General features: G+C 51.4%; 20 protein-coding genes and 3 tRNA genes. 14 read left to right on the top strand and 9 right to left on the bottom strand.

Features of this window, described 5'->3' with window-relative positions; translation table 11 throughout:
• Window positions 1–19: 19 nt before the first annotated feature.
• Together AYI96_RS05180 and AYI96_RS05175 are read right to left on the bottom strand one after the other, a co-directional pair.
• A complete protein-coding gene (locus AYI96_RS05180; protein ID WP_039033876.1) occupies window positions 20–2,131 on the bottom strand; it encodes an MtrB/PioB family decaheme-associated outer membrane protein in 2,112 nt (703 codons plus the stop codon).
• Between the two features lie 10 nt (window positions 2,132–2,141).
• Window positions 2,142–3,125, bottom strand: coding sequence for a DmsE family decaheme c-type cytochrome (locus AYI96_RS05175; protein ID WP_039033877.1), 984 nt, complete (start codon window positions 3,123–3,125; stop codon window positions 2,142–2,144).
• A gap of 428 nt (window positions 3,126–3,553) precedes the next feature.
• Here AYI96_RS05175 and AYI96_RS05170 point away from each other — a divergent pair, with 428 nt between their 5' ends.
• The 3 genes from AYI96_RS05170 to glnS all read left to right on the top strand — a co-directional run bounded on the left by AYI96_RS05170 (window position 3,554) and on the right by glnS (window position 7,914).
• A complete protein-coding gene (locus AYI96_RS05170; protein WP_039033911.1) occupies window positions 3,554–3,793 on the top strand; it encodes a ferrous iron transport protein A in 240 nt (79 codons plus the stop codon).
• On the top strand, window positions 3,786–6,080 hold the full coding sequence (gene feoB / locus AYI96_RS05165; RefSeq protein ID WP_144361124.1) for a Fe(2+) transporter permease subunit FeoB: 2,295 nt from the start codon (window positions 3,786–3,788) through the stop codon (window positions 6,078–6,080). The genes AYI96_RS05170 and feoB overlap by 8 nt, the downstream gene beginning before the upstream one ends.
• Before the next feature lie 163 nt (window positions 6,081–6,243).
• Window positions 6,244–7,914: a glutamine--tRNA ligase gene (glnS, locus tag AYI96_RS05160; RefSeq protein ID WP_039033880.1), complete on the top strand. Its 1,671-nt coding sequence runs from the start codon at window positions 6,244–6,246 to the stop codon at window positions 7,912–7,914.
• Between the two features lie 63 nt (window positions 7,915–7,977).
• On the opposite strand, the gene AYI96_RS05155 is transcribed toward glnS, so the two are convergent.
• Window positions 7,978–8,574, bottom strand: coding sequence for a Yip1 family protein (locus AYI96_RS05155; RefSeq protein ID WP_039033881.1), 597 nt, complete (start codon window positions 8,572–8,574; stop codon window positions 7,978–7,980).
• Window positions 8,575–8,761: 187 nt separating this feature from the next.
• Between AYI96_RS05155 and miaE the strand changes: the two genes are divergently transcribed.
• Window positions 8,762–9,526 (top strand): tRNA isopentenyl-2-thiomethyl-A-37 hydroxylase MiaE, encoded by a 765-nt coding sequence (miaE, locus tag AYI96_RS05150; protein ID WP_071476456.1) that lies wholly within the window; start codon window positions 8,762–8,764, stop codon window positions 9,524–9,526.
• 153 nt (window positions 9,527–9,679) lie between these two features.
• On the opposite strand, the gene AYI96_RS05145 is transcribed toward miaE, so the two are convergent.
• Window positions 9,680–10,417 carry a UDP-2,3-diacylglucosamine diphosphatase gene (locus tag AYI96_RS05145; protein WP_071476455.1) on the bottom strand — a complete coding sequence of 246 codons (738 nt, stop codon included), beginning with the start codon at window positions 10,415–10,417 and terminating at the stop codon, window positions 9,680–9,682.
• Between the two features lie 10 nt (window positions 10,418–10,427).
• A complete protein-coding gene (locus tag AYI96_RS05140) occupies window positions 10,428–10,922 on the bottom strand; it encodes a peptidylprolyl isomerase (protein WP_039033884.1) in 495 nt (164 codons plus the stop codon).
• A 144-nt stretch (window positions 10,923–11,066) separates the two neighbouring features.
• On the opposite strand from AYI96_RS05140, the gene cysS reads away from it, so the two are divergent.
• Complete coding sequence (gene cysS, locus AYI96_RS05135; protein WP_144361123.1) at window positions 11,067–12,446, top strand: cysteine--tRNA ligase; 1,380 nt, start codon at window positions 11,067–11,069, stop codon at window positions 12,444–12,446.
• A 101-nt stretch (window positions 12,447–12,547) separates the two neighbouring features.
• Here cysS and folD read toward each other — a convergent pair whose 3' ends face one another.
• Complete coding sequence (folD, locus tag AYI96_RS05130; protein WP_144361122.1) at window positions 12,548–13,402, bottom strand: bifunctional methylenetetrahydrofolate dehydrogenase/methenyltetrahydrofolate cyclohydrolase FolD; 855 nt, start codon at window positions 13,400–13,402, stop codon at window positions 12,548–12,550.
• Between the two features lie 238 nt (window positions 13,403–13,640).
• Here folD and AYI96_RS05125 point away from each other — a divergent pair.
• From AYI96_RS05125 to AYI96_RS05085, 9 genes are all read left to right on the top strand, one after another.
• Window positions 13,641–13,717: transfer RNA gene (locus AYI96_RS05125), tRNA-Pro, on the top strand.
• Window positions 13,718–13,784: 67 nt separating this feature from the next.
• Window positions 13,785–13,861 (top strand) — tRNA-Arg (locus AYI96_RS05120).
• Window positions 13,862–13,870: 9 nt separating this feature from the next.
• Window positions 13,871–13,946: transfer RNA gene (locus tag AYI96_RS05115), tRNA-His, on the top strand.
• 247 nt (window positions 13,947–14,193) lie between these two features.
• The gene (tig, locus tag AYI96_RS05110; RefSeq protein ID WP_039033887.1) at window positions 14,194–15,498 is read left to right on the top strand and encodes a trigger factor; all 1,305 of its coding nucleotides are present in this window, start codon (window positions 14,194–14,196) and stop codon (window positions 15,496–15,498) included.
• A 91-nt stretch (window positions 15,499–15,589) separates the two neighbouring features.
• A complete protein-coding gene (gene clpP, locus AYI96_RS05105) occupies window positions 15,590–16,198 on the top strand; it encodes an ATP-dependent Clp endopeptidase proteolytic subunit ClpP (protein WP_039033912.1) in 609 nt (202 codons plus the stop codon).
• Between the two features lie 88 nt (window positions 16,199–16,286).
• The gene (clpX, locus tag AYI96_RS05100; RefSeq protein ID WP_039033888.1) at window positions 16,287–17,567 is read left to right on the top strand and encodes an ATP-dependent protease ATP-binding subunit ClpX; all 1,281 of its coding nucleotides are present in this window, start codon (window positions 16,287–16,289) and stop codon (window positions 17,565–17,567) included.
• A 129-nt stretch (window positions 17,568–17,696) separates the two neighbouring features.
• On the top strand, window positions 17,697–20,054 hold the full coding sequence (gene lon / locus AYI96_RS05095) for an endopeptidase La (protein WP_144361121.1): 2,358 nt from the start codon (window positions 17,697–17,699) through the stop codon (window positions 20,052–20,054).
• Window positions 20,055–20,311: 257 nt separating this feature from the next.
• A complete protein-coding gene (gene hupB / locus AYI96_RS05090) occupies window positions 20,312–20,584 on the top strand; it encodes a nucleoid-associated protein HU-beta (RefSeq protein WP_025010704.1) in 273 nt (90 codons plus the stop codon).
• A gap of 208 nt (window positions 20,585–20,792) precedes the next feature.
• The gene (locus AYI96_RS05085; RefSeq protein WP_071476453.1) at window positions 20,793–22,652 is read left to right on the top strand and encodes a SurA N-terminal domain-containing protein; all 1,860 of its coding nucleotides are present in this window, start codon (window positions 20,793–20,795) and stop codon (window positions 22,650–22,652) included.
• 116 nt (window positions 22,653–22,768) lie between these two features.
• Here the strand turns inward: AYI96_RS05085 and AYI96_RS20380 are convergent, their stop codons facing one another.
• The 3 genes from AYI96_RS20380 to fabV all read right to left on the bottom strand — a co-directional run bounded on the left by AYI96_RS20380 (window position 22,769) and on the right by fabV (window position 24,758).
• Window positions 22,769–23,110, bottom strand: coding sequence for a hypothetical protein (locus AYI96_RS20380; protein ID WP_071476452.1), 342 nt, complete (start codon window positions 23,108–23,110; stop codon window positions 22,769–22,771).
• 3 nt (window positions 23,111–23,113) lie between these two features.
• Window positions 23,114–23,326 carry a molybdopterin-binding protein gene (locus AYI96_RS05075; RefSeq protein WP_025010701.1) on the bottom strand — a complete coding sequence of 71 codons (213 nt, stop codon included), beginning with the start codon at window positions 23,324–23,326 and terminating at the stop codon, window positions 23,114–23,116.
• Between the two features lie 229 nt (window positions 23,327–23,555).
• Window positions 23,556–24,758 carry an enoyl-ACP reductase FabV gene (gene fabV, locus AYI96_RS05070; protein WP_039033891.1) on the bottom strand — a complete coding sequence of 401 codons (1,203 nt, stop codon included), beginning with the start codon at window positions 24,756–24,758 and terminating at the stop codon, window positions 23,556–23,558.
• Window positions 24,759–24,836: the final 78 nt, after the last annotated feature.

Raw genomic sequence — 24,836 nt, 5'->3', positions numbered from 1 at the left:
CGCTCTTCGCCTCTTGCTCTTATAGGGAGTAACTCAGTGTCAGCCCCAGATAGTGGGCGTTATAGTCCTGGCCAAGATCTCCAAAGCTGAGTACGTTGGGGATGCTATCCGGGGTTAATCCCTGATTGAGCCAGTCACTGTCCTGATAGTGTTCAAACAACCAATCCAGCCTCAATGCCATCTTGTCGCTGAAGTGATACTTGGCAAAGGCGTTGAAGGTATGGCGACGTGAATAGTAATCGCCGTAATCCAGAGTGAGCCCCTGGCTGACATCCGTCTCGCTTTCGCCTTTTGAATATTGCCAGTCGAAGCCCAGATCCAGTTGTTTATCCAGCAATTCGTTATAGTAGATGCCGAACCCGGCGACTGTGCTGCTGTCGCTGGCACGGCTGTACCAACCGCTGGGGCCAAAAGAGGCTGAGCCGGTTTGATCTGTATCCTGCCAGTCCTGATTGAGCCAGGCATTGAGGCCAAACTGGGCTGAGAATTGATAGTTGCCACTGAGGCCGTAGCCCCAACTGCTGACTTCATCCAGGCCGATAAGCGTCTCATCGTAGTCCTGCTGCTTATGATTCAGCGCCAGGCTGAACGACAGGGCATCGCTGAAGCGGTAATCGTTTTGCAGTCGCAACAGGGTTTGTTTTCTATCCGCCAGCCAATACTGACGCATCCAAGGATTATTGGGGCTTTGGCTCAGCTCGGATGTCTGATAACTGCCGCCACTGCGCTCACTGAGTTCACCTTTGAACCACAACTGCCAATCGCGGCTGGCACGCAGGTTCAGCTTGGCAAACACGCTGGATTGGAACAGGGATTCGCGCGCCAGATCGCTATAGCTGTGGTGCTCATACTCGTAACCTGCGTCAAGAGACAGGGCGCGGGTAAAACGGTAGTTGAAGGCGATATCGGCTCTTTGGCGGGTGTGGTCATAGGCCGCGGGCGTGGCGCTGCCCTGGTGCCAGCTGTCACTGCTCACCTGCGGCCACTCTTTAAGTTGTGTCTTGTTTTCCCGGTCGCGATAGTCATAACCACCGCGAACAGACAAGCCTCTGCTGAGGCGAGCGGCATACTTGAGTTTGAGTTCCAGCACATCGACCTGCATGTCGCCATCGATTGCGGGCAACTGAGGTGAAGGACCATTGATGGTGGCCGGTAACAGCGCCTGATCCTGAGTCATGCGGGTGAATGCCGTGTGCATCAATATTTGATGTCCGGCCTCGGATAACTGCAGATCGGCGCCGACTCTCAATGCCTTGTTATCCGGATTGTCGGCGAGTTGGCCATTATAGGCGGCCCCGAATGTGGGAAAGAAGGCGTTTTCCCAATAGAGTGCCTGATAGTCGTTACTGTATTGGCTCAGGGTCGAATTGAATCCGGCCAGCCAGCCCTTTCCTTTGAAATAGAGTTTGGCTTCAAGCTCGTCGGTACTGTCATCCACTCGGGTGGCCAATGCCATGGAGTTGGTAAGAAAGTTGCCGTTGGTTTGGCGGGTGCCATCGCGTTGCTCGTGACGGTAATTGAGCCCCGCCTTATAAAAGCTGCCCAGGTAATGGGCATCCAGCGTGAAGCGATCCCGCTTCATTTCCAGTCGCTGACTTGTCAGGCTGTCATAAAGCCCAGGCATTTGCGAAGTGAGGGCTGCTGCTTGCCAGTTGTCCGGCAACATCAGTCTGTTGTCCTGATTAATATAGGGGCTCATGCCATTGTCCGGGCCGAAGTTGGCCAAGGCGCGATAACCCAGACGGATATCAAATTGGCCGGGTCTTCCCATGCTCAGGCTAGCGCTGCCGGTGTCGTAGCCCAGTTTGTCGGCTTCAATGTGGGTGCGGTAACCCCGCTCACCATAAAAGACGACATCACCGCCAAGGTGCCCGGTGGCGCCATCGGCATCTGTGCCACTAGTATTGGCAAACACAGCATTGTCGCCGTCATTGTAGGCCACACCGGCTTCAAGCGTGCCGCGGCTTTCCTGTGGCAACTTGCACTGGCCGCAACTCCACTTGTCCTGTTTAAGCTCGGTGCGATTGACCTGTTGCAGCGAATAGCCACCGGCCCAGGCAGGCTGCATCACGCAGGCTATGGTGAGCGCCAGCAGTGACAGTTTCATCTGTGTCTGTTTCTCGATAACCATACTCAGCTCCTTATCGCTGCAAGAGTTTGCCGGATGGATGGTTGGAACCATGCACCTGGGTGTGGCAGTTCAGGCAGGAGTTGCCGGCGTTATAGGCGTTGGGCATCAAGCCGGTTTGCTCATTGGCCGGGAAGTAGGCTCTGGCTGCATGGCCGTCGGAGGCATGGCACTGCTGACACAACTGAGGCGGTTTGGCCAGCAGCATGGCTTCGTTGACGCTGCCATGAGGGTTGTGACAGCTGGCGCAGTTGTCTGTAACCGGAGCGTGTTCCCACAGCTTGGGCCCACGCTTCTCGGCGTGGCAGCTGTAACAGTTTTCGTTGACCGTCATCTGTTTCAAGCTGGCATCCCCCAAGCTGCCGTGAGGATTGTGGCAGTCGCTGCAGACCATCTGCTCTGTGCGTATCGGATGAGCGGAGCGTTTGTGAATGTCGGCACGTTGCTCTGAGTGACAACTGCTGCAAACGGCGACTTCGGTTTCACGGCTCTGGATGGGATCCTGGCCTGTGTGCACTTGGTGACAGCTGGCACAGGAGACTCCGGCGGTGTCGTGGTGGCTGGCACTCCAGCCCAGGCGTTGTTCATCCTGGTGGCAACTGAGGCAGACGCTGTTCTGTTTGTCGGTCGGTACCGGCGAGTCGGCACCAAAGGTGATCATCGGCTCCTTACCACCGCGGTTGTGTTTTCCCATGGGGCCGTGGCAGGCTTCGCATTGCAGATCGGCCATCGGAGATTGAGCAACATTGGGGTTGCCGTGGACACCATCAAAAAGCGCCATCACTTTCTGGTTCTTTTTGTGGCACATCAGGCAGCTGTCAGCACCCTTGGGAGAATATTTTCCTTCAGCAAACTTGGCATCCAGAATGGCTTCAACCTCGGTCGGATCCTTGTCGTCCCATGGGGTGGCTTCGGCCACAAAGGCCAACAAAAACAATAAGGGGAGAGCGCAACCCAACCCCCAAAGGTTTGGTTTACTCGAGTTATCCATTTTCATCATTCCATCCTGAGCGCGTTCATTGCCGATTTATAGTTATTGGGCATGCTTCAGTAATTTACTGAATTGCTAATGTTAAAGAATAGAGCAAAAAAATGACAAGGCGATAACTTTTTAATGATGCTTATGTATAAAGAAGGCTGATTTAAAAAAGAAAACAACAAAGTGTGATCTGCGCCACATTTTGTTGTGCCGCTCTTTAAGCTGAAATTGGGATCTGAAGCAGAAAAATACCGGATTCAGTTTCGGTTATTTGCGCTTAAGCGGTTTATTCCCGAGCGCTTTTGTCTCATAATAGCCAACACAATTGAAAACTATTATCGTTACCAGTTGAAAAGCTTGATCCAGATAAAGTTCTTATTTGACGGTTTCAGGTAAAATCGAATCATTACCCGCATGCTTGCATGCTGTTTTCAGTGGTAGAGGCAATGAAGTTAAGTGAATTGAAACCCGGTGATCGCGCCATGATTTCCGAAGTTGGCCATCTGGATCTGCCTGCAGTGGTCAAACGCAAGCTCCTGTCCATGGGGATCACTCCAAATACCCGTTTTTCTTTGATCCGTCGAGCTCCCATGGGATCCGGGTTGGAATTGGACATCCGCGGCAGTAAGTTGTGCATGCGTCAGGATCTGGCACAGATTATAGAGGTGGAAAAGGCCAATGACTAAGCAGTTTCATTGTGTCACTGTCGGCAACCCCAATGCCGGTAAGTCGACATTGTTCAATGCCCTGACAGGTGCCAATCAACAGGTGGGTAACTGGTCCGGGGTGACAGTTGAAAAGAAAACCGGTCACTTTTCGCTAAACGGTGATGATGTCTTTCTCACTGATTTACCCGGCATTTACGATCTTCTTCCCGCTGGCAACAACTGTGATTGCTCGCTGGATGAGCAGATTGCCCAGCAGTATCTGGCCAGCCAGAAAGTCGATGGCATCATCAATCTGGTAGATGCCACCAATATCGAACGTCACCTGTATCTGACAGTGCAGCTGCGTGAACTTGGCATACCCATGGTTGTGGTACTCAATAAAATGGATGCGGCGGTCAAGCGCGGCATTCGGGTCGATACCCAAGCCATGAGTCGAGAATTGGGTTGCCCTGTGATAGGCGTGACTTCTAGAGAAGCCCAAGACGTCGAGCGGGTCAAGGAACAGGTGATAGCACTGCTGGAAGGGCGGGTTTCAGAGTCGCCTTTGATGCTGCAGTATGATGCCACTATTGAAACCGGCGTCGCTGCCATTATGGGCAGTGACGCTCAACTGAGTCGTGGCCGAGCCTTGGCTATGTTGGCTAATGGTCTGGGTTGTGGTTCCTGTCAAAACAATTTACTCGATGAACAAGTCTCCAGAGTGACAGATCAATTGACACTCGAAGGCAAAGATATAGAGATCATGGTCGCCACAACACGTTTTGACTTTGTCGAGCGCGTTTACAAGGGTTCTGTCAATGCCGACGGTCAACTGACCTTGAGTGACAGACTTGATAAGTTGGTATTGCATTCTGTATTGGGTATCCCGGTATTTTTGCTGGTGATGTACCTGATGTTCATGTTTGCCATCAACGTGGGCAGTGCCTTTATCGACTTCTTCGATATCAGTGCCGGTGCACTGTTTGTTGATCATTTCGGGGCCTTGCTGACCAACATAGGTGCTCCTGCCTGGTTGGTGACTCTGCTGGCCGGTGGTATAGGTCAGGGTATTCAGACTGTATCGACCTTTATTCCGGTTATCGCGGCGCTGTTTTTGGCTTTATCTGTGTTGGAAGGCTCCGGCTATATGGCCCGTGCCGCTTTTGTGGTTGACGGTTTGATGCGTCGCATCGGCCTGCCCGGCAAGGCTTTTGTGCCCATGATTGTTGGTTTCGGCTGCTCTGTGCCTGCCATCATGGCGACCCGCACCCTGGGTAGTGAACGTGAACGTATCGTCACGGGTATGATGGCGCCCTTTATGTCCTGTGGTGCCAGATTGCCGGTATACGCCTTGTTTGCGGCGGCTTTTTTCCCTGACTCAGGTCAGAACCTGGTGTTCGGTCTCTATCTTATAGGTATTTTGGCGGCGATAGGCACAGGCCTACTGTTGCGTAATACCTTGCTGCCAGGGAACAGTAGTGCCGTGGTGATGGAGCTGCCAAGCTATGAAATGCCCAAGCTAAAAGCTGTGGCTTCCCGCACAGGTAAGCGTACCAAGAGCTTTATTCTCGGCGCCGGCAAGACCATTGTGGTCGTAGTAACACTGCTTAACTTTATCAATGCCATAGGCGTTGACGGCAGCTTCGGCCATGAAGACAGCCAGGAATCGCTGCTCAGTGTCGCCAGTCAAAAAATCACCCCGGTGTTTTCACCTATGGGGATAGAGGAAGACAACTGGCCGGCCACGGTTGGGATAGTGACAGGGATCTTCGCCAAAGAAGCGGTAGTGGGTACGCTCAATAGCTTGTATAGCACGGCTGATGGCGGTGATGGTGAGCTTACTCCTTTGATGGACAGCTTCTCCGAGGCGCTGGCGACCATTCCGGCCAATCTGTTCGGCATAGTGATGGAAGATCCGCTCAAGTTGTCTGTGGGCCATGTTGAAGATAAAAACCTGGCTGCCGAAGAGCAGGGGGTTGATCAGTCAACATTCGGGGCGTTGCAGGCAGGGTTCAGCGGACAATTGGCGGCCTTCTCTTATCTGCTGTTTATTTTGCTCTATACCCCTTGTGTGGCCGCTATGGGCGCATTGGTGAATGAGTTTGGCAGTCGTTGGGCTACTTTCGCGGCTACTTGGACCTTTGCACTGGCTTACGGCAGTGCCACTGTGGTCTATCAAGGTGCGACGTTTGCCGAGCATCCATTGCAGTCCAGCGCTTGGATTAGCTTCTTTGTTCTTGCCCTGATTGGTTTCTATATGTGGCTGAAGCGCAAAGGCCGCAAGACCCAAGAGATTATTCCGGGTATCAAGATAGTGACTGAGTAAAGTCACAAGCAAGAAAGCAGCCTTTGAGGCTGCTTTTTTGATCACGGCGCCGGGTTTGACGAAGTGCGCCGCAGTTTTTATTCTAGAAGGATTGTAACCGGGCATGATCTGTAGGATCATGCCTCTTTTCGTTAGACTGCCATTGTTCGCAAAGAGGAATTTCATGAGTCATGTGGACACCGAAGTACGTCCAAGTAACTTCATTCGCAATATCATAGATGAAGATTTGGCGAGCGGTAAGCACACCAATGTGCACACCCGTTTCCCACCAGAGCCTAATGGCTTCCTGCACATAGGTCATGCTAAATCTATCTGTTTGAATTTCGGTATTGCCAGGGATTATCAGGGCCAGTGTAATCTGCGCTTTGACGATACCAATCCGGAAAAGGAAAATATCGACTATGTGAATTCCATTAAAGCGGACGTGCAATGGCTGGGCTTTCAGTGGGCAGGTGATATCCATTACTCGTCAGACTACTTTGATAACCTCTACGGCTATGCCGTTGAGTTGATCAAAAAAGGTTTGGCTTATGTGTGTTTTCTCAATGGCGAGCAGATGCGCGAGTATCGCGGCACTTTGAAAGAACCCGGCAAGAATAGCCCTTATCGTGACACCGGCGTTGAAGAAAACCTGGCGCTGTTTGAAAAGATGCGCGCCGGTGAGTTTAAAGAAGGCGAATGTTCACTGCGGGCCAAGATAGACATGGCATCACCTTTCATGTGTATGCGCGACCCGGTGATCTACCGAATTAAGTTCGCTCATCACCATCAGACGGGTGATAAGTGGTGCATCTATCCCATGTACGACTTTACCCACTGTATTTCTGATGCGCTGGAAAATATCACTCACAGCCTTTGTACGCTGGAGTTTCAGGATAACCGTCGCCTCTATGACTGGGTGCTGGATAATCTGGATGATTTCAAGATCCCCAACCGTACCCGTCAGTATGAGTTTTCACGCCTGAATCTGGAATATACCCTGATGTCCAAGCGTAAGCTCAACGAGCTGGTGGTGCGTCAGTTGGTTAATGGCTGGGATGATCCCCGCATGCCGACTATCGCCGGTCTGCGCCGCCGTGGTTACACCCCAGCCTCCATCCGTGAGTTCTGTGATCGCATCGGCGTGACCAAACAGGATAACCTGGTGGAAGTGGGCATGCTCGAAGCCTGTATCCGTGAAGAGCTAAACGACAATGCCCCAAGAGCCATGGCGGTTATCGACCCGGTTAAGGTGATCATTGAGAACTATCCAGAAGGGCAGTTGGAGCATGTTAGTGCGCCGGTGCATCCCAATAAGGAAGAACTGGGTAATCGTGAGCTGGCCTTTGGCCGTGAACTTTATATCGATGCGGCCGACTTCCGTGAAGAAGCCAACAAGCACTACAAGCGTCTGGTGATGGGCAAAGAGGTGCGTCTGCGCAACGCCTATGTGATTAAAGCCGAGCGTTGCGACAAGGACGCTGACGGTAAGATCACCACCATATACTGCAGTTATGACCCTGAGACTCTGGGTAAAAACCCTGCCGATGGCCGCAAGGTTAAGGGCGTGATCCACTGGGTCGAAGCCAGCAGCGCTGTACCTGCCGAGTTCCGTCTCTATGATCGCTTGTTCGTTGACGCTAATCCGGCCGCGGCAGAAACGGTGGATGAAGTACTGAACCCGGAATCTTTGGTGGTTAAGCATGGTCTGGTTGAAGCCGGTCTGGTGCAAGCAGAGGCCGAAAAGGCCTATCAGTTTGAGCGTGAAGGTTACTTCTGCGCCGACAGCAAGGACTCAAGTCCAGATAAGCTGGTATTTAACCGCACTGTGGCATTAAGAGATTCATTCGCTTAATACTTCGAGGATACAGATAGAAAAGGCGCTCATTGAGCGCCTTTTTCATGTCAGCCGCGTTTACTATTGCAGTATTGGGCCGAGTCCCATGCTCCAGAGGATCACACTGCCGGCCATCAGCGCCACCAGGAGCACCAAGCCTGCGGTGACAACAGAGCTGGCATAGATAAAGCCTTTTTCTTCGGGAATGTTCATTATGATAGGGACCCCGGTATACAGCAGGTATACGGAGTAGCTAAGACCTATCAACCCTATCACCATAATAAACCAGAGTTCAGGGTAAAGCGCCGCCAGCCCCACCATAAACAGCGGCGTGGCGGTATAGGAAGCCAGTTCCAGACACTGGGTAAAGTCCGGGTGGGCATCAAAGGTTTGACCCATCCAATAGGCCAGATAGGCGAGGGCAAATACGCCGAATACCAGGCTACAGTACATACCGGCACACATAAAGAAGCCGCTTTGGGCCGTTAGAAAAAGAGGTTCGCCGGCACCGGGATTCCAGCCGATATGCACAGCGGCGATATAACTGCAGATAGAAGGGATGAGCGCAATGAGTAGCAGGTGACTGAGACAACTTTTCAATGCCTCATGGTTTTGTTCTATGGTTTGCCATTCCTGTTTAGGATGGGTATACAACCCCATTAAGTGATTCAATACCATTATAATTATCCTTATTCCGCTTTGACTTTTGCTCGTCAAACTGCAGACGAGCGTTTTACCGCTCTGAGTCTATTTATTGAACAAAAATGGCGGGGCGTCAAGTTTGCGCGCCGAGAGGCAGTGGGCATAGCATTGGCTTGCTGGTAGACTTGGCGGCCTTGAAAACTCTTGTGGAAGCTTGACCTCAATGCAACAGTTACTCGCCCCTGTAAAAGAATTCCTGGCCTGTGAAACCCCGGACAGCTGGATAGCAGCTGCCAAAGAGGATCATAGACTGGCCGAATTGCTGATAGATCACTGTAATTGTGAGCTTAAGGCGGCGCAGACGGCGATGTTTTTGGTTCGCAAGTATGCGGTGGACAAGCAAAGTGGCGAGCAGTTGCTCACCTGGGCCAAGCCCTACGAAGAGTTTGTTTATCGAAACGACAGGGATATGGCGGCATTTCTGGCCAGAGAAGTGAAGAAGAACGAGTTGATTGGTGAGTTGACACCCAGGGCGGGGTTCACCCATGGCCCTGAACTTATCGCCAAGATGATCCGCCTTATCAAAGAGGAGTTTCATCACTTTGAACAGGTGCTGGAGCTGATGTTGGCGCGCAATATCCCATACAGCAACATCCGCGCCGGTCGTTATGCCAAGGGGATGATGAAGCATGTTCGCACCCATGAGCCAGCGACTCTGATAGATAAACTCATAGTGGGCGCCTTTATCGAGGCCCGCTCCTGTGAACGTTTTGCCAAGCTGGCGCCTTGGCTCGATGATGAGCTTAAACGTTTTTACATTTCACTGCTGCGTTCTGAAGCGCGTCACTATCAGGATTATCTTTCATTGGCCGAGGCAATTGCCGGCGAGGATATCAGCGCCAGAGTGGCTTATTTTGCCGAGGTGGAAGCCGAGCTTATTCTAGCGTCGGATGATGAATTCAGGTTTCACAGCGGCGCGCCGCTTTAAGCTACTCGATGTTGCGCCAATACTAGGTAAATGCAGATGCCGACAGGGTCGGCAGCTGACTGATTGGAAGGGTTTTATCGGTTATCAGGGCAGGCCAGATTCAATGCGGGTCGACACAGCCACACAGATAAAACTGGGGCTGAATGAGCTCAACTAAAGTCGGGTCTGTTGGCTTTTCTCTATAAAAGGCAGGCTGGTCAGTTCTATGTTCTCGGCACTGATACTCAAGACACTTCCCTGCTCATACCAGTCTCCCACCACCAAGCGCTGCCTATTAGCCACTAATTGATGGATATCCGGTCTATGGGTGTGACCGTGGATCATCAACTCGGCGCCGGTACTGGCAAACAGTTCATCCACAGCACTCGGCTCAACATCCATTATCTCAATACTCTTAAGCTGATTTTGCATCTGGCTGTTTTGCCTGAGCTTGGCGGCAATATTGCTGCGGGTCTTTTTCGGCAGATGGCGGTATATCCAGCGGGGCAATGCCATATTGCGAAACCGGCGAAAACGCTGGTAGGCCTTGTCCAGAGTGCAGAGGCTGTCGCCATGCAGCAGCACTGTCTTGTGGCCATAGAGCTCCAGTCGATACACTTCGGGCAGTAAGGTCATCCCCGCTTTGGCGGCGTATTCTTTCCCCAGCATAAAGTCGCGGTTGCCGTGGATAAAGTATACCGGCAGGGTGCGGCTGACTTCATAGAGACGCTCGGCCAGCGCCAGGGCAAAGGGCTCAGCCAAATCATCACTGACCCAAACCTCAAACAGATCCCCCAAAATATAGAGGGCGTCGACCTGTTCAAGACAGGTATCGAGGAAGTGATAGAAGGCGTTGAGGATATCTTGGCGATCGGCACTTAGGTGCAGATCGCCGATAAAGAGAGTGCGCATTCAGAAGTTATCAGTCAGCTATGGTCACTTTCTCGATGATCACGGCTTCCAGAGGCACATCCTGGTGCATGCCGCGGTTGCCAGTGCTTACGCCTTTGATGGCATTAACCACGTCCATACCTTCTACCACCTCACCGAATACACAGTAACCCCAGCCTTGGATTGACTCGTTTTTGAAATCCAGGAAGGTGTTGTCGTTGACGTTGATAAAGAACTGCGCGGTGGCGGAGTGAGGATCAGAGGTGCGGGCCATGGCTATGGTTCCTGTCTTGTTTGACAGACCGTTGTTGGCTTCGTTACGCACAGGGGCATTGGTAGGTTTCTGTGACATCTGCTCGGTAAAGCCGCCACCCTGAACCATAAAACCATCGATAACGCGGTGGAATATAGTGCCATCATAGAAGCCTTCCTGGGCGTACTTGATAAAGTTGGCCGCAGTCAGAGGGGCTTTTTCACTATCCAGCGCCAGTTTGATGTCGCCGTGGTTGGTGTGCAATGTAATCATGATCGGATCCTCAGGATAAATTTTGTTGGCGGATTCTAACTTATCCGACTCCGGCTATAAAGGGCAGTATTCAAGAGCTTGTGGCAATGTTAAACTGCCAGATTCGTTTTACCCACTAATCCTATATTGTTGAAGAGAAAGTCAATGTTGAAGATATACAACAGTCTGAGTCGCCAAAAAGAGGAATTTAAACCGATTAACCCAGATAAAGTGGGTATGTATGTATGTGGTGTCACCATATACGACTTGTGTCATATCGGTCATGGCCGGACCTTTGTTTCCTTTGACATGATAGTACGCTACCTGCGTTACGCAGGTTACCAGGTTAACTTCCTGCGCAATATTACAGATGTGGATGACAAAATCATCAAGCGCGCCAATGAAAATGGCGAGAGCTGCGATAGCCTCACCGAGCGTCTCATCGGCCAGATGCACCAAGATTTTGATGCCCTGAATATGCTGCGCCCCGATATGGAGCCAAGGGCGACTCTGCATATTGCCGAGATTATCGAAATGGTGGAGGCGCTGATCGCCCGTGGTCATGCCTATGTAGCCGATGATGGCGATGTACTTTTCAGCGTTGCTTCTTTCCCTGAATACGGCAAGCTTTCCGGGCAGAACCTGGAGCAGTTGCAGGCCGGTGCCCGGGTCGAAGTGGACGAACATAAGCGCGATCCCATGGACTTTGTGTTGTGGAAGATGTCCAAGCCTGGCGAACCCACTTGGGATTCACCTTGGGGCCCGGGTCGTCCCGGTTGGCACATTGAGTGCTCTGCCATGAACAGCAAACACCTGGGATTGCATTTCGATATCCATGGCGGCGGCAGCGATCTGCAGTTCCCGCATCATGAAAATGAAATCGCCCAGTCTTGCTGCGCCCATGACACGCCGTATGTGAACTACTGGATGCATACCGGCATGGTGATGGTCGATAAAGAGAAGATGTCCAAGTCGCTGGGTAACTTCTTCACCATTCGCGATGTGTTGGCGCATTATGATGCCGAAACCGTGCGCTACTTCCTGTTGTCCGGCCACTACCGTAGCCAGTTGAACTATTCGGAAGACAACCTCAAACAGGCCAGAGCCGCGCTTGAGCGAATTTACACAGCGCTCAAAGATCTTGACCTGAGTGTTACAGCCGCGCCTGCCGAAGAGTACGTTGAGCGCTTCAAGGCGGCGATGGATGATGACTTCAACACCCCCGAAGCCTACTCTGTGCTGTTTGAGATAGTGCGTGAAATCAACCGCCTCAAGGGCGTGGATATGGCGGCCGCCTCGGCCCTTGGCGTGTCACTGAAACAACTGGCCGATGTTTTGGGAATTGTCAGCTCTACACCTGAAGCCTTCTTCAAAGGCGAGGGCAGCGACGATGAAGTGGCTGAGATCGAAGCGCTTATTGCCGAGCGTAACCGTGCCCGTGCCGAAAAGGATTGGCCTGCTGCCGACGTTGCCCGCAACAGATTGAATGAGCTGGGGGTGGTGCTGGAAGATGGCCCACAAGGAACCAGCTGGCGCAAGAAGTAATCCTTCTTTGCTAATAATCGAAACGAAAACGCCGGCTGTTGAAGCCGGCGTTTTTTATCGCTTGAAATTGAAACCAAACTGAGGTTGGTTTCAATCTACCCTTAGTCGTGATATTGCTCCGCGGCAAACAGGGTGTTTTCCAGCAAGCTGGCTATGGTCATTGGACCCACGCCACCGGGAACAGGGGTGATGTGGCTGGCGCGCTCACAGGCAATATCAAAGTCAACATCGCCCACCAAACGGCCGCTGTCTAGACGGTTAATGCCCACGTCTATGACTATGGCGCCTGGTTTGATCCAGCTACCGGGGATAAAGCCGGGTTTGCCGACGGCAACCACCAGAAGATCGGCGCGGCTGACCTTATCCTCGAGATTTTTGGTGAATCTGTGACAAGTAGTTGTGGTGCAGCCGGCCAGCAGCAGCTCCAGAGTCATGGGACGGCCCACGATATTGGAGGCGCCAACCACAACCGCATCCAGTCCATAGGTATCGATACCGGTAGATTTGATAAGGGTCATGATCCCCATGGGGGTGCAGGAGCGCAGTACCGGGATCCGTTGAGCCAAACGGCCGACATTATAAGGATGGAAACCGTCGACATCTTTGTCGGGACGGATCCGCTCAATGACCTTGGATTCTTTAATATGTTCTGGCAGCGGCAGCTGCACCAGAATGCCATCTATGGCGGCATCTTCATTGAGCGAGTCTATCAGGGCCAGCAGTTCTTCTTCACTGGTGGACTCAGGCAGATCATAGGAGCGGGAGATGAACCCCACTTCTTCGCAGGCTTTACGCTTACTGCCGACATAAACCTGAGAGGCAGGATCAGCACCCACCAGAATAACAGCCAAGCCTGGGATACGTTGTCCCGCTGCTTGACGTGCAGCGACTTTTTGCTTTAGCTGTTGTCTTATGGATTGCGCAATCGCTTTGCCATCTATTAGTTGGGCTGTCATAGGTGTAGGATATCCTTTGTATGGCGCGATGATGTTGAAAACGGCGCCATTTTACCAGTGAGGCTTGGGAGTGTCATGGACAAACAGGGTTCAGAACACAGAATTTCGTTAAAGCAGCACGTAATTTCGCCAAGCAGATAAAGTGCTTAAAAAAATCGTTGACGCTTGTCGGGTGAGGGGCTAAGATGCGCTCCGTTCTCGAGGCGAGCCGGTTGTAACCGCGCTTGGAGAAAATTTTCGGTGATTAGCGCAGCCTGGTAGCGCATCTGCTTTGGGAGCAGAGGGTCAGAGGTTCGAATCCTCTATCACCGACCAGATTTCAAGGGCAGTGTGGATAGCATTGTCAGTACCGCTTAGGATGCAAATTGAATTTGCAGGTCCTGCGCCCGTAGCTCAGTTGGATAGAGCATCCGCCTTCTAAGCGGATGGTCGCAGGTTCGAATCCTGCCGGGCGTACCACTTTCGGTGGTGATTGTAGCTCAGTTGGTAGAGCCCTGGATTGTGATTCCGGTTGTCGTGGGTTCGAGCCCCATCAGTCACCCCACTCTTTAATTAAAAAAAGCGACCTTAGGTCGCTTTTTTTATGCCCTTTTCTGTGGCATTGAGGCTCGACTCCACTAAGAACGGTCGATATAATGCTGCGTCTTGATAACAATCAACAATGTGCGACCGGTGCCGGAATTCACTTCTGATGGGCATTTAAGTCAAGTTAAAGATCAAGAAACGAATACCTGAATAGTTGAAACAATCGGCTATTGCAAAGGACGTTAGACACATTTCGAGGTAAAACAATGCAAGTTTCTGTTGAAACAACCCAAGGCCTGGAGCGTCGCCTGACCATCTCTGTTCCTGCAGAGCAGATCGAAAAACTGGTTAAAGACAGCCTGCAACGCGAAGCCAAGCGTGCCCGTATCCCAGGCTTCCGTCCAGGTAAAGTCCCAGCAAGCGTGATTGAAAAGCGTTACGGCAAAGCGATTCGCCAAGACATTACCGGTGAAGTAATGCAGCGCAACTTCATTGAGGCCATCATTGCCGAGAAGTTGAACCCTGCCGGTGCTCCTACCTTTACCCCAGGTGCCACTGACGCCGAAAAGTTTGAGTTCACCGCGACCTTTGAAATTTATCCAGAAGTTGAAATCAAAGGCTTGGACGGTATCGAAGTTGAGCAGCCTGTTGCCGAAGTACAACAAGCCGACGTTGATAACATGATCGAAACCTTGCGCAAGCAACACGCGACTTACGAAGCGGTTGAGCGCGCTGCCGAAGACGGTGACAAAGTGGTTATCAACTTTGTTGGTAGCGTTGACGGTGAAGAGTTTGAAGGCGGCAAGGCCGAAGACTTTGAACTGCAACTGGGCAGCGGTCGCATGATCCCTGGTTTTGAAGAAGGCGTTAAAGGCCACAAAGCCGGTGAAGAGTTCGACATCGACGTGACTTTCCCTGAGGAATACCACGCTGAAAACCTGAAAGGCAAAGCCGCCAAGTTCGCTATCACAGTGAAAGAAGTCAAGGGCGCCAACCTGCCTGAAGTTAACGACGAGTTCGCCAAGCTGTTCGGTATCACCGATGGTGGCATCGACGCTCTGAAAGCTGAGATCAGCAAGAACATGGGCCGCGAGCTGGAACAAGCTCTGAAAGCCAATGTGAAAGAACAAGTTCTTGAAGGCCTGCTGGCTGCCAATGAAATCGAACTGCCAAAAGCGCTGATCGACGGTGAAGTTGACGTTCTGCGTCGCCAGGCCATGCAGCGTTTCGGTGGTCAAGGTGCCAACATGCCTGAACTGCCTGCCGAGCTGTTCACTGAACAAGCCGAGCGCCGTGTTAAAGTCGGTCTGCTGCTTGGCGAAGTGATCAAGTCCAATGAGCTGAAAGCTGAAGAAGAGCGTGTACAGGCGTTGATCGCTTCCATGGCTTCTGCCTACGAAGATCCAAAAGAAGTGATTGAATACTACAACGGTAACGAAGAGTTGATGCAGAACATGCGCAACCTGGCTCTGGAAGAGCAAGCTGTTGAAGCGGTTCTGAAATCAGCCAAAGTGACTAAGAAAGATGTCGCTTTTGAAGAATTTATGAACAAGGCTACCGGCCGCGCATAACCTAAGCTTGACTTGCTTGGTTGTTCGCCATTTATAATGGCTCGTATGAGGTCCCTCATGCGGGCCGTTTTTTATTTAGGGAAAGTTAATGATGCATAACGCGCCAGAATCAGTACTTAATGCACTCGTTCCTATGGTGGTTGAGCAAACCGCCAAGGGAGAACGCTCTTACGATATCTATTCACGTTTGTTGAAAGAGCGGGTGATCTTCCTGGTTGGTCAGGTTGAAGAGCACATGGCCAACTTGATCGTGGCACAGTTGCTGTTTTTGGAATCAGAAAACCCGGATAAAGAGATCTCTCTTTATATCAACTCACCAGGCGGCTCTGTCACTGCTGGTATGGCTATTTATGACACCATGCAGTTTATTAAGCCGGATGTCAGCACTGTATGTATCGGGCAAGCGGCCAGTATGGGCGCCTTCCTGTTGGCCGGTGGTGCCAAGGGTAAGCGTCACTGTTTGCCGAACTCGCGGGTGATGATCCATCAGCCTTTGGGTGGTTTCCAGGGCCAGGCATCGGATATCGCTATCCATGCCCAAGAGATCCTGGGGATTAAACAGAAGCTGAACCAGATGTTGGCCGAGCACACAGGCCAACCACTGGAAATCATCGAGCGGGATACTGACCGAGATAACTTTATGAGTGCTTCTCAAGCCATGGAATACGGTTTGGTGGATTCGGTTCTGACCAAACGTTAAAGCTGATTTTTGCTTATGGCTGGGCTATGCTCAGATTGAAGACGCTTAAGTGTATGGCAGTAGAGCAGACTGCAAAAGAGGTAGAGTAATGGGTGACAACAAAGGCAACGGTGATAGCGGCAAATTGCTGTATTGCTCTTTCTGCGGAAAAAGCCAGCATGAAGTTCGCAAGCTGATCGCCGGGCCATCTGTATATGTATGCGACGAATGTGTCGAACTGTGTAACGACATCATTCGCGAAGAGATAAAAGAGATTTCGCCCAATCGGGATCAGGACAAACTGCCGACTCCCCATGAACTGCGCGCTCATCTGGATGATTATGTTATCGGTCAGGAGCAGGCCAAGAAGGTGTTGTCTGTTGCGGTTTATAACCACTACAAACGCCTGAAAAACAGCGCCCCCAAAGATGGTGTGGAGCTTGGCAAGAGTAATATTCTGCTTATCGGTCCAACCGGTAGCGGTAAAACCTTGCTGGCAGAGACCCTGGCGCGGTTCCTGAATGTGCCTTTTACCATGGCGGATGCCACCACATTGACTGAAGCCGGTTATGTGGGGGAAGACGTTGAAAATATCATTCAGAAGTTGCTGCAGAAGTGCGACTATGATGTTGACAAGGCACAGCGTGGTATTGTCTATATCGATGAGATTGACAAAATCAGCCGTAAGTCAGATAACCCTTCCATCACCCGAGACGTGTCCGGTGAAGGGGTGCAGCAGGCACTGCTGAAACTGATTGAAGGCACTGTTGCCGCCGTGCCTCCTCAGGGCGGTCGTAAACACCCGCAACAGGAGTTCCTGCAGGTTGATACCTCCAAGATACTCTTTATTTGTGGTGGTGCCTTTGCAGGCCTTGAGAAGGTGATTGAGCAGCGCTCCCATGTGGGTAGTGGCATAGGTTTTGGCGCTCAGGTTAAAGGTCAGGCTGAAAAGGCCACCATCACAGATACTTTGTTGCAGGTTGAGCCGGAAGACTTGGTCAAGTATGGCCTTATTCCTGAGTTTATCGGGCGTTTACCTGTGGTTGCGACCTTGGGTGAACTGGACGAAGCGGCTCTGGTGCAGATCCTGTCCGAGCCCAAAAACGCCATCACCAAGCAGTTTGCCACTTTGTTCGAGATGGAAAATGTCGAACTTGAGTTTCGCGATGACGCTCTCAAGGCGATAGCACAAAAAGCCATGTCCCGTAAGACAGGGGCCCGTGGTTTGCGCTCCATCGTTGAAGCGATACTGCTTGATACCATGTATGACCTGCCGTCCATGGATAATGTGGTCAAGGTGGTTATCGATGAGTCTGTGGTGAAAGGTGAGTCAGCGCCTATTCTTATCTACGAGAATAATGACTCCCAGGCTGCTGCCGGTGACCAATAACTGAGCAATAAGCTATCAGGTTGAAAATTAAGGAGTCCACTGGGGCTCCTTTTTTTATCTTTACCATTGAAAGCCGGGAAAGCGTCCCAATATACTCAATGTAATCTTTAACTGAAACGGAATCGAACTATGACCCTAGAGCGTGAAGCGCGAATCGAATTGCCCGTGCTGCCACTGAGAGACGTGGTGGTCTATCCCCATATGGTAATTCCGTTATTCGTAGGACGTGAAAAGTCCATCCGTTGTTTGGAAACTGCCATGGCGCAGGATAAACAGATCATTCTTGTGGCGCAGCGGGATGCGGATCTGGACGAGCCTGGCATAGACGATATTTTCGACGTAGGTACAGTCGCTTCTATTTTGCAGCTGCTGAAGCTGCCTGATGGCACTGTCAAGGTATTGGTCGAAGGCGGTAAGCGCGCCCGCATAGAACGTTATACCCAGGAAGAAGAGTTCTTTGTTGCCACCGCACACTACCTGGAGTCAGAAGCGCTGGACGACAAGGAAGAAGAGGTGCTGGTACGCAGCGCAATCAGTCAGTTTGAAGGCTATATCAAGCTGAACAAGAAAATTCCTCCAGAAGTGCTCACCTCACTCTCAGGTATCGAAGAGGCCGACAGACTGGCCGATACCATGGCGGCGCATATGCCGCTCAAGCTGGCAGACAAACAGTCTGTACTTGAGATGGTCAAGGTCGGTGAGCGGCTTGAATATCTGATGGCCATGATGGAAGCGGAAATCGACCTGCTGCAGGTAGAAAAACGTATCCGCTCTCGGGTCAAGAAACAGATGGAAAAGAGCCAGCGTGAGTATTATCTCAACGAGCAGATGAAGGCTATTCAGAAGGAACTTGGCGATCTTGATGAGGGCCATGACGAATTTGAAAGCCTGGGCCGCAAGATTGAAGAAGCCGGCATGCCGGAAGAGGCCAAAGAGAAGGCTTCTGCCGAGCTTAACAAGCTGAGAATGATGTCTCCGATGTCGGCTGAAGCCACAGTGGTACGCAGCTATGTTGACTGGATGACTTCAGTGCCCTGGAAACAGCGCTCCAAGATTAAGCGTGACCTTTCCAAGGCCGAACAGGTGCTGGATACAGATCACTATGGTCTGGAGAAGGTTAAAGAGCGGATCCTCGAGTATCTGGCGGTACAGAGCCGGGTGAAACAGCTCAAGGGCCCTATCCTGTGTCTGGTTGGCCCGCCGGGGGTAGGTAAGACATCTCTGGGGCAATCTATTGCCAAAGCAACCGGCCGTAAGTATGTGCGGGTGGCATTGGGCGGCGTGCGTGATGAAGCGGAAATCCGTGGTCACCGCCGTACCTATATAGGTTCTATGCCGGGCAAGATTATCCAGAAGATGGCCAAAGTCGGGGTGAAGAACCCACTGTTCCTGCTCGATGAAATCGACAAGATGAGTTCGGACATGCGTGGCGATCCGGCCTCGGCTCTGCTGGAGGTGTTGGATCCAGAGCAGAACGCGACCTTTAACGATCACTACTTGGAAGTGGATTACGATCTGTCCGACGTGATGTTTGTGGCCACCTCCAACTCGATGAATATTCCTGGCCCCTTGCTGGACCGGATGGAAGTTATCCGTCTTAGCGGTTACACCGAAGATGAGAAACTCAATATTGCCAAGCAGCACTTGCTGCCGAAGCAGATTGAACGTAACGGCCTGAAGAAGACTGAAATCACTGTCGATGACAGCGCCATTCTCGGGGTGATCCGTTATTACACCCGTGAAGCCGGGGTGCGGGCACTGGAGCGTGAGTTGTCAAAGATCTGCCGTAAAGTGGTGAAGCAGATCATGCTGGAGAAAGACACCAAGCATGTGGATGTCAATCAGGACAACCTCAAGTCTTTCCTCGGGGTACAGCGTTTTGACTATGGCAAAGCAGAATCCAAGAACCAGATTGGCCAGGTGACAGGTTTGGCCTGGACCGAAGTGGGCGGCGACTTGCTGACCATCGAAGCCACCTCAGTGGCCGGTAAGGGCAAACTCACCTATACAGGTTCGCTGGGTGATGTGATGCAGGAGTCTATCCAGGCCGCTATGACTGTGGTTCGGGCGCGCGCCGAGCAGTTGGGGATCAACCCTGACTTTTACGAGAAGCGTGATATCCATGTGCACGTACCCGAAGGGGCAACCCCGAAAGATGGTCCATCTGCCGGTGCCGCTATGTGTACTGCCTTGGTTTCCAGCCTGACAGGTAACCCGGTCAAGGGTGAAGTCGCCATGACAGGTGAAATTACCCTGAGAGGTGAAGTACTGCCAATCGGTGGCCTGAAAGAGAAACTGCTGGCGGCCCACCGAGGTGGTATTAAACTGGTATTGATACCCAAGGAGAACGAACGGGATCTGGAAGAAATTCCGGCTAACGTAGTGGCAGACTTGGAAATTCGTCCGGTTCGTTGGATAGACGAAGTGCTGCAATTGGCGCTTGAGCGACCAGTCGAAGGCTTTGAAGTGGTAAAAAATTTGGGCTAACGCAAGAAAATGTCCTATGCCACTAAAAAAAATGAAAAAAGGGGCTTAACAAAACCCAGACCTGTGGTAGCCTAGGTCTGTGGAGAGCCAGTTGTGCCAAGCCCTTGGGGCAACTGGCTTTGAGCTGTATCCAATTTAAATTCTTTGGTTTTCCAACTGAGCTTGAACTTTGGTATCAAGCTTGTTATAAAAGCCTCCGCAGACCGCTCTAGAGAAGGATTTGGTTGCGGCGCGAAAACTACATTCAAGGGGATGACATGAACAAATCTGAACTAATCGAGAAAATCGCTTCTGGTGCTGACATTTCTAAAGCCGCTGCCGGCCGCGCACTGGACTCTTTCATCGCAGCTGTGACTGATGGTCTGAAAGAAGGCGACAAAATTTCTCTTGTTGGTTTCGGTACTTTTGAAGTGCGTGAGCGCGCTGAGCGCACTGGTCGTAACCCACAGACCGGGAAAGAGATCAAAATCGCTGCAGCTAAAATCCCTGCATTCAAGGCAGGTAAAGCTCTGAAAGACGCTGTTAACTAATTAACATCGTAGCCTTTGTAGGCTTTCGTAAAGATTAAGCACTGCCAGGCAGTGCTTTTTACGGATTGAGAAACGCCGGATTAGCCGACGTTTCGGAGTGTGAGGATAGGCTGAAGTAGCGTCTGCAGACTCCATTCATGTTACAGATAGGCGCATCCCACAAGAGATGCGCCTTTTTTTTACTATTAATCGCTAAGCGAGACGTCTGATGTTAGAGAAGATTCGCGAAGGGTCACAGGGCGTAATAGCCAAAGCTATTTTGGTGCTGGTGATACTTTCCTTTGCATTTGCTGGTGTAAGCAGTTACCTGGGTTCCTCCTCAGTGGCTCCGGCCGCCACAGTCAATGGTGAAGAGATTTCCACAACCGAACTGGACCAGGCCTATCAAAGCGAGCGTGCCCGTCTGGAACAACAGTTGGGTGAGATGTTTGACGCCCTGGCGGCCAATGATGCTTACTTGGCCAGTATCAAGCAAGGCGTGCTTGAACGTCTGGTAGCGCAAAAGCTGCTGGATCAAGCCGCCGCTGAAATGGGCTTGCGAGTGTCCAATGCTCAAATTGCAGAAGCCATTAGACAAGAGCCGGCCTTCCAGACTGAAGGCAAGTTTGACAATGATCGCTTCGAAGCCATTCTGCGCCAACTGGGCTATCAACAAGCGACTTTCCGTGAAAGTATGCGGGTGGATATGACTCGTCGTCAGCTGATCAGTGCCTTGATTGGCAGCGAGTTTGTTCTCAACGGTGAAGCCGAAGCTCTGGCTAAGCTGCAGGGACAAACCCGTGATATTCGCTATCTCCTGGTTGACGCTGAGCCTTTCCTGGACCAAGCGACAGTGACCGAAGAGGAAGTTAAATCATTCTACGACACCAATCCGGCCCAATTTGAACGTCCGGAAATGATCAGCCTGGAATATGTTGAGCTTGATGCCAAAGATTTGGCCGATAGCATTCAGGTCAGTGATGAGCAAGCCAAGACTTACTATGATGAGCATCAGAATCAATATCAGACAGCCGAAAAGCGTCTGGCAGCCCATATTCTGATCGATGCCTCGACCGACAACGCCGAAGCCAAGGCTGAGGATCTTCACAAGCAACTGGAAAACGGCGCTGATTTTGCTGCGCTGGCCAAGTCAGACTCTCAGGATACCCTGAGCGGTGAGAAGGGCGGGGAATTGGGTTGGTTTGAGCCTGGTGTGATGGATCCTGCTTTTGATGACGCCCTGTTTGCACTGAGCAAGGGTGATGTCTCTAAAGTGGTCAAGACGCCTTTCGGTTTCCATATCATCAAGCTGCTGGATATCCAGAGCGGTCAGACTGCACCTTTCGCCGAAGTGAAAGACAAGATAGTCGCGCAGCTCAAGCAAGATGAAGCAGTCAGCCAATTCTATGGTCTGCAGCAGAAATTGGCCGATACCAGCTATGAAATCCCTGATAACCTGCAAGAAGCGGCCAAGGCTGTTGGTGCAGAGATCAAGACTACCCGACTGTTCGGCCGTGACAACGCGCCAGCACCTTTCGATAAGCCGGAACTGTCCAAAGCCGCCTTCTCCAGTGATGTACTGGGAGGTATGAACAGTGAGCTGCTGGAAGTGGAGCGCAACCATGTCGTGGTTATCCGCGTTAAGGAACATCAGCAAGCCGGCACACTTGAGTTCGCCGAGGTTAAGCCTGCCATTGAAGTACGTCTCAAGCAGCAAAAAGCCAATGAGATTGCTCGTGACAAGGCGCAGGAATACATGGTCAAGCTCAAAGAAGGTAATGCTGATATCGCGCTGCAGAGCCATGCCAACTTAGGACGTTTCACCCAGGATGTAGATTCGGCTTTGGTGAGCAAGGCATTCCAGATGGCCAAGGCCAAAGAGGGTTTGAGCGTTGATACTGTGTCGCTGGCGACCGGTTATGCCGTGGTGGTACTGGATGCCATTCATGATGCAGAAAGTACACCGGCCGATCAGGTTGCGGCCATCAAGCAAGGTCTTAACAGTCAGTACGGTGAGAATGACTATCGCGCCGTTATCAATATGTTGAAGGCCAAAGCTGAAATTGTTTACCCTGAAAGCGATGAGTAAATAACTTCAATGATTTAGCCTAGAAGCCGGTCCAAATGACCGGCTTCTTTATGTCTGGCATTTATCTCCTAGGGTTACCATGAAGCGAGAGTTCCACGAGGACTTATTCGCCCCCCCTAAACCCCGGGACAGTATTGGCCCGCTCCTGAAATATGTTCTGTAATGATGGCGGTGGCACCACCTCTTTGGGCACTGAGAAGCACAGGCCGTGGGCTTGATGGACCATGATAGGGATCTTGTCCCAGGAGCACTACTTTGACTTCTGATAATGGCGTATAACGCAGAGCGTTGAAGGTGTTAGTTTTGGGAGGGTTGATGACCTTTCCCCGGGCACGCTCGGCGTTGATATAGGCCAGCGTCTCTTGAAAATAGGCTTGTTGTTTTTCAGGGCCCACTACTTTGGCCCAATAGATATCCGTATATATAACAAAAAAACAGCGCCTTGCGGCGCTGCTCATTGATTATTCGTCAACACCCAGCATTACGCTGCTGGCTTTGATCAGTGCGTATGCACTGTCACCTACTTTAAGCCCCAAACGCTCACAGGAGGCTTTGGTGACCACAGAGGTTAGCTCAACACCCGGAGCCAGTTCAATGGTGACTTCGTTGTTTACAGAGCCTTCTTCGATGGCTTTGATGGTACCGCCAAGACAGTTGCGTGCACTGATTTTCATGGTTTTCTCCTGGAAGAATAATTAGCAAGGTAAAGAGTATAAACTCAATCGTCTTCAAGATGGATGCCTAAGCGACAAATTTGGGCTCCAAGCGCTGATTCTGCAACCATAGGTAAAATGCCCACAGTCGATTCATCGCCTGAAAGCTTATAATTTACCCTTTACTTGTGGTGGTAAAAGAAAACGCCGCTTGATAGCGGCGTTTTTCGGTCAGCGTTATTGTTTCAATTTAGAGTTCAATCACGTCAAACTCAACGGCTGGATTAACGTCGGCATCATAGTCTATGCCTTCGATACCAAAGCCAAACAGCTTAAGGAATTCGGCCTTGTACTCACGGTAATCGGTCAGCTCACTGAGGTTTTCTGTGGTGATTTGTGGCCAGAGATCACGGCAATGCTGCTGGATGTCTTCTCTCAGTTCCCAATCGTCCAGGCGCAGGCGGTTGGCATCATCTACTTCTGGTTTACTGCCATCTGCCTTGTAAAGGCGCTCACTGAACATACGGTAAATCTGTTCCATGCAGCCTTCATGCAGGCCTTCTTCGCGCATCTTCTTGAATACCATGGCGATATACAGTGGCATTACCGGAATAGCCGAACTGGCCTGAGTGATCACACTCTTGAGCACAGCGACATTGGCGCTGCCACCCTTGGCGGCCAGTCTTTGGTTTAGCTCACTGGCGGCGCGGTCGAGATCCATCTTGGCTTTACCCAGAGCGCCGTGCCAGTAGATAGGCCAGGTCAGCTCTGTACCTATATAGCTGTAAGCAACTGTTTTGCAGCCATCAGCCAGCACACCGGCCTTGTCGAGGGCATCTACCCACAGTTCCCAATCCTGCCCCCCCATCACAGTAACAGTGTCGTTGATTTCCTGCTCTGTGGCCGGCTCAACCGAGGCTTCAATGATGGTGTCTTTGTTGGTATCTACCGCGGTAGAGCGATATGACTCGCCGATAGGCTTGAGGGCCGAGCGGATCACTTCTCCGCTGTCAGGCAGTTTACGCACGGGTGAGGCCAGTGAATAAACTATCATGTCTATCTGGCCCAGATCGGCCTTGATTAGCTCAATTACCTTGGCTTTGGCTTCATGGCTGAAGGCATCACAGTTGATGCTTTTGGAATACAGGCCTTCAGCCTTGGCAAACTTGTCAAACGCCGCCGAGTTGTACCAACCGGCTGTGCCGGGTTTGGTCTCAGTGCCGGGTTTCTCAAAAAAGACCCCGATAGTGGCAGCGTCGGAACCAAAGGCGGCGGCAATACGGGAGGAGAGACCATAACCACTGGAAGAACCTACCACCAGTACTTTCTTGGGGCCATTGGCTATCTTGCCTTTGGCCTTGGTGGTGTTGATCTGTTCCAGCACGTTGGCTTCACAGCCCAGAGGGTGAGTAGTGGTACAAATGAAACCACGAATTTTAGGTTTAATAATCATGTCTTAGCTTCTTCTTCCGAAAACTGTCATTAGGATAAGTATTTCAACTTGAATTGGTACTGATTTTTTCAAAAAGCC

The organism is Shewanella sp. MSW (genome assembly GCF_007636515.1).
In the GTDB taxonomy this organism is placed as follows: domain Bacteria; phylum Pseudomonadota; class Gammaproteobacteria; order Enterobacterales; family Shewanellaceae; genus Shewanella; species Shewanella indica.
Note: the sequence above shows the minus strand (reverse complement) of the source record. Positions and strands in the feature narration are given on the sequence as shown.

Bases quoted from the DNA above. Each gene is read 5' to 3' on its own strand.
- hupB (WP_025010704.1), top strand. From the start codon at position 20,312: ATGAACAAATCTGAACTAATCGAGAAAATCGCTTCTGGTGCTGACATT.
- AYI96_RS05155 (WP_039033881.1), bottom strand. From the start codon at position 8,574: ATGGTATTGAATCACTTAATGGGGTTGTATACCCATCCTAAACAGGAA.
- AYI96_RS05075 (WP_025010701.1), bottom strand. From the start codon at position 23,326: ATGAAAATCAGTGCACGCAACTGTCTTGGCGGTACCATCAAAGCCATC.
- fabV (WP_039033891.1), bottom strand. From the start codon at position 24,758: ATGATTATTAAACCTAAAATTCGTGGTTTCATTTGTACCACTACTCAC.
- AYI96_RS05140 (WP_039033884.1), bottom strand. From the start codon at position 10,922: ATGATTACATTGCACACCAACCACGGCGACATCAAACTGGCGCTGGAT.
- AYI96_RS05145 (WP_071476455.1), bottom strand. From the start codon at position 10,417: ATGCGCACTCTCTTTATCGGCGATCTGCACCTAAGTGCCGATCGCCAA.
- tig (WP_039033887.1), top strand. From the start codon at position 14,194: ATGCAAGTTTCTGTTGAAACAACCCAAGGCCTGGAGCGTCGCCTGACC.
- AYI96_RS05170 (WP_039033911.1), top strand. From the start codon at position 3,554: ATGAAGTTAAGTGAATTGAAACCCGGTGATCGCGCCATGATTTCCGAA.
- AYI96_RS20380 (WP_071476452.1), bottom strand. From the start codon at position 23,110: ATGAGCAGCGCCGCAAGGCGCTGTTTTTTTGTTATATATACGGATATC.
- feoB (WP_144361124.1), top strand. From the start codon at position 3,786: ATGACTAAGCAGTTTCATTGTGTCACTGTCGGCAACCCCAATGCCGGT.
- folD (WP_144361122.1), bottom strand. From the start codon at position 13,402: ATGACAGCCCAACTAATAGATGGCAAAGCGATTGCGCAATCCATAAGA.
- clpX (WP_039033888.1), top strand. From the start codon at position 16,287: ATGGGTGACAACAAAGGCAACGGTGATAGCGGCAAATTGCTGTATTGC.
- lon (WP_144361121.1), top strand. From the start codon at position 17,697: ATGACCCTAGAGCGTGAAGCGCGAATCGAATTGCCCGTGCTGCCACTG.
- miaE (WP_071476456.1), top strand. From the start codon at position 8,762: ATGCAACAGTTACTCGCCCCTGTAAAAGAATTCCTGGCCTGTGAAACC.
- AYI96_RS05180 (WP_039033876.1), bottom strand. From the start codon at position 2,131: ATGGTTATCGAGAAACAGACACAGATGAAACTGTCACTGCTGGCGCTC.
- cysS (WP_144361123.1), top strand. From the start codon at position 11,067: ATGTTGAAGATATACAACAGTCTGAGTCGCCAAAAAGAGGAATTTAAA.
- AYI96_RS05175 (WP_039033877.1), bottom strand. From the start codon at position 3,125: ATGAAAATGGATAACTCGAGTAAACCAAACCTTTGGGGGTTGGGTTGC.
- clpP (WP_039033912.1), top strand. From the start codon at position 15,590: ATGCATAACGCGCCAGAATCAGTACTTAATGCACTCGTTCCTATGGTG.
- AYI96_RS05085 (WP_071476453.1), top strand. From the start codon at position 20,793: ATGTTAGAGAAGATTCGCGAAGGGTCACAGGGCGTAATAGCCAAAGCT.
- glnS (WP_039033880.1), top strand. From the start codon at position 6,244: ATGAGTCATGTGGACACCGAAGTACGTCCAAGTAACTTCATTCGCAAT.